Consider the following 3,548-nt stretch of genomic DNA (forward strand, 5'->3'; position numbering starts at 1 on the left):
AACTCCCGACCTCAACCTTGGCAAGGTTGCGCTCTACCAACTGAGCTATTCCCGCGCTGTGTTTCAGCTTCTTCCGTTTGCCGGAAGCCTTGCATTATATGCCGAAAACGAGGCCCTCCGGACAACCGGCGGGCCTCGTGCACGACATCAATGCTTGACCGAGCCGTCGGTGGCCGGCGCCGGGGCGCCGGCACGCTGCTTGGCCAGTTCGGCCATCGCCGCCTGCGAGGCCGCGACCTCCTCGTCCGACAGCGGCTCGGGCTGCTTCTCCAGCGCCAGCTCGAGCACCTTGTCGATCCACTTGACCGGCACGATCTCCAGGCCGTTCTTCACGTTCTCGGGGATCTCCTGCAGGTCCTTGGCGTTCTCTTCCGGGATCAGCACCGTCTTGATGCCGCCGCGCAGGGCGGCCAGCAGCTTCTCCTTCAGGCCGCCGATGGCCGTGACCTCGCCGCGCAGCGTGATCTCGCCGGTCATCGCCACGTCGCCGCGCACCGGGATGCCGGTGAGCGCCGACACGATCGCCGTCGTCATGGCGGCGCCGGCGCTGGGGCCGTCCTTGGGCGTGGCGCCGTCGGGCACGTGGATGTGGATGTCCTTCTTCTCGAACAGCTCGTCGCGGATGCCCAGGCGGTGGGCGCGGCTGCGCACCACCGTGCGCGCGGCCTCGACCGACTCCTTCATCACGTCGCCCAGCGAGCCGGTGCGCGTGATCATGCCCTTGCCCGGCAGCGTGGCCGCCTCGATGGTCAGCAGGTCGCCGCCCACCTCGGTCCAGGCCAGGCCGACCACCTGGCCCACCTGGTTCTGCTGCTCGGCACGGCCGAAGCTGTACTTGCGCACGCCCAGGAAGTCGTTGAGGTTGCCGCTGTCGACGGTGACCTTCGGCTCCATCTTCTTGAGCTGCAGGCCCTTGACCACCTTGCGGCAGATCTTCGAGAGCTCGCGCTCCAGCGAGCGCACGCCGGCCTCGCGGGTGTAGTAGCGCACGATGTCGCGCACCGCGTCCTCGGTGACGAGCAGTTCACCCTCGCGCACGCCGTTGTTCTCCATCTGCTTGGGCAGCAGGTACTTCAGCGCGATGCTGGTCTTCTCGTCCTCGGTGTAGCCGGCCAGGCGGATGACCTCCATCCGGTCCAGCAGCGCCGGCGGGATGTTCATCGAGTTGGAGGTGGCGACGAACATCACGTCGGACAGGTCGAAGTCGACCTCGACGTAGTGGTCGCCGAAGGTGTGGTTCTGCTCCGGGTCCAGCACCTCCAGCAGCGCGCTGGACGGGTCGCCGCGGAAGTCGGTGCCCAGCTTGTCGATCTCATCCAGCAGGAACAGCGGATTGCGCGTGCCCACCTTGGAGAGGTTCTGCAGCACCTTGCCCGGCAGCGCGCCGATGTAGGTGCGGCGGTGGCCGCGGATCTCGGCCTCGTCGCGCATGCCGCCCAGCGCCATGCGCACGTACTTGCGGCCGGTGGCCTTGGCGATCGACTGGCCCAGCGAGGTCTTGCCCACGCCCGGCGGGCCGACCAGGCACAGGATCGGCGCCTTGACCTTGTCCACGCGCTGCTGCACCGCGAGGTACTCGAGGATGCGGTCCTTGACCTTCTCCAGGCCGTAGTGGTCCTCGTTGAGCACCGTCTCGGCGTTGGCCAGGTCGTGCTTGATCTTGGTCTTCTTCGCCCAGGGCAGGCCGACCAGCACGTCGATGTAGTTGCGCACCACGGTGGCCTCGGCCGACATGGGCGACATGAGCTTGAGCTTCTTGAGCTCGCCCTCGGCCTTCTTGCGCGCGTCCTTGGGCATGCGGGCGGCCTTGATCTTCTTCTCGATCTCCTCGATGTCGGCGCCCTCCTCGCCCTCGCCGAGCTCCTTCTGGATCGCCTTGACCTGCTCGTTGAGGTAGAAGTCGCGCTGGTTCTTCTCCATCTGCCGCTTCACGCGGCCGCGGATCTTCTTGTCGACGTTGAGGATGTCGACCTCGCGCTCGAGCTGGCCGAACAGGTTCTCCAGCCGCTCCTTCACGCCGGCCAGGTCGAGCACCGCCTGCTTGCTGTCGAGCTTGAGCGGCAGGTGGGCGGCGATGGTGTCGGCCAGGCGGCCGGCGTCGTCGATGCTGGAGATCGAGGTGAGGATCTCGGGCGGGATCTTCTTGTTGAGCTTGACGTACTGGTCGAACTGCTGCATCACCGCGCGGCGCAGCGCCTCCACCTCGGTGCTGGCGGCGGCGCCGTCAGTCTCCAGCGGCACGACGTTGGCGGTGAAATGCGTCTCGCCGTCGTCGATGCGCGCCACGCGGGCGCGCTGCTGGCCCTCGACCAGCACCTTCACGGTGCCGTCGGGCAGCTTGAGCATCTGCAGGATGGTCGAGACGCAGCCGACCTCGAACATGTCGTCGACCGACGGCTCGTCCTTGGCGGCGGCTTTCTGGGCCACCAGCATGATGCGGCGCTCGGCCTCCATGGCGAGTTCCAGCGCCTTGATGCTCTTGGGCCGCCCCACGAACAGCGGGATGACCATGTGGGGGAAGACCACCACGTCGCGCAGGGGCAGCAGCGGCAGGTCGATGGGATCGGAAGGCAGGGGGGTATGGCCGGACATGGCAATCCTCTGGGTTGTCAGGCAAAGATGGACGGCGCGCCGCCATTTTCAAGGCGGAACGCCGTCGGCATCGAAATCAGCGTCAAAGGCGCGAGGCGGGAAGGGGCAGGAGGAGCAACGGCAGCGACCTGCACCGGCGGCGTCTCAGGCCTTCTTGGCCGCCTCGCGGTACACGAGCAGCGGCGGCTTGTTCTCTTCGATGGTCGATTCGTCCACGACCACCTTCTCGACGTTGCCCACGTTGGGCAGCTCGAACATGGTGTCGATCAGCGACTGTTCCAGGATGGAGCGCAGGCCGCGGGCGCCGGTCTTGCGGGCCAGCGCCTTGCGCGCCACGGCGCGCAGCGCGGCGGGGCGCACTTCCAGCTCGACGCCCTCCATCTGCAGCAGCTTGGAGAACTGCTTCACGACGGCGTTGCGCGGCTCGGTCAGGATCTGGATCAGCGCGTCCTCGCTCAGCTCGGCCAGCGAGGCCACCACCGGCAGGCGCCCCACGAGTTCCGGGATCAGGCCGAACTTGATCAGGTCCTCGGGCTCCACCTCGCGGAACACTTCCGTCAGGCTGCGCTGCTGCTTGCTGCGCACCACGGCGCCGAAACCGATGCCCGAGGCCTCGGTGCGCGCCTCGATCACCTTTTCCAGCCCCGCGAAGGCGCCGCCGCAGATGAACAGGATGTTGGTGGTGTCGATCTGCAGGAAGTCCTGGTTGGGATGCTTGCGCCCGCCCTGCGGCGGCACGCTGGCCATGGTGCCCTCGATCAGCTTGAGCAGCGCCTGCTGCACGCCCTCGCCCGACACGTCGCGGGTGATGCTGGGGTTGTCGGACTTGCGGCTGATCTTGTCGATCTCGTCGATGTAGACGATGCCGCGCTGGGCGCGCTCGACCTCGTAGTTGCAGCTTTGCAGCAGCTTCTGGATGATGTTCTCGACGTCCTCGCCGACGTAGCCGGCCTCGG

General features: G+C 67.1%; 2 protein-coding genes. Both read right to left on the minus strand.

Annotated elements, in window-relative coordinates; genetic code table 11:
• Positions 1 to 147: 147 nt before the first annotated feature.
• Positions 148 to 2,592, minus strand: coding sequence for an endopeptidase La (gene lon, locus ACIY1X_RS25530; RefSeq protein ID WP_399686254.1), 2,445 nt, complete (start codon positions 2,590 to 2,592; stop codon positions 148 to 150).
• A gap of 144 nt (positions 2,593 to 2,736) precedes the next feature.
• Positions 2,737 to 3,548 (minus strand): ATP-dependent protease ATP-binding subunit ClpX (clpX, locus tag ACIY1X_RS25535; RefSeq protein ID WP_399686257.1); only part of this gene is annotated, 812 nt, incomplete at its 5' end.

The sequence above is a fragment of the Xenophilus sp. genome (assembly GCF_044462705.1).
Taxonomy (GTDB): domain Bacteria; phylum Pseudomonadota; class Gammaproteobacteria; order Burkholderiales; family Burkholderiaceae_C; genus Xenophilus; species Xenophilus azovorans.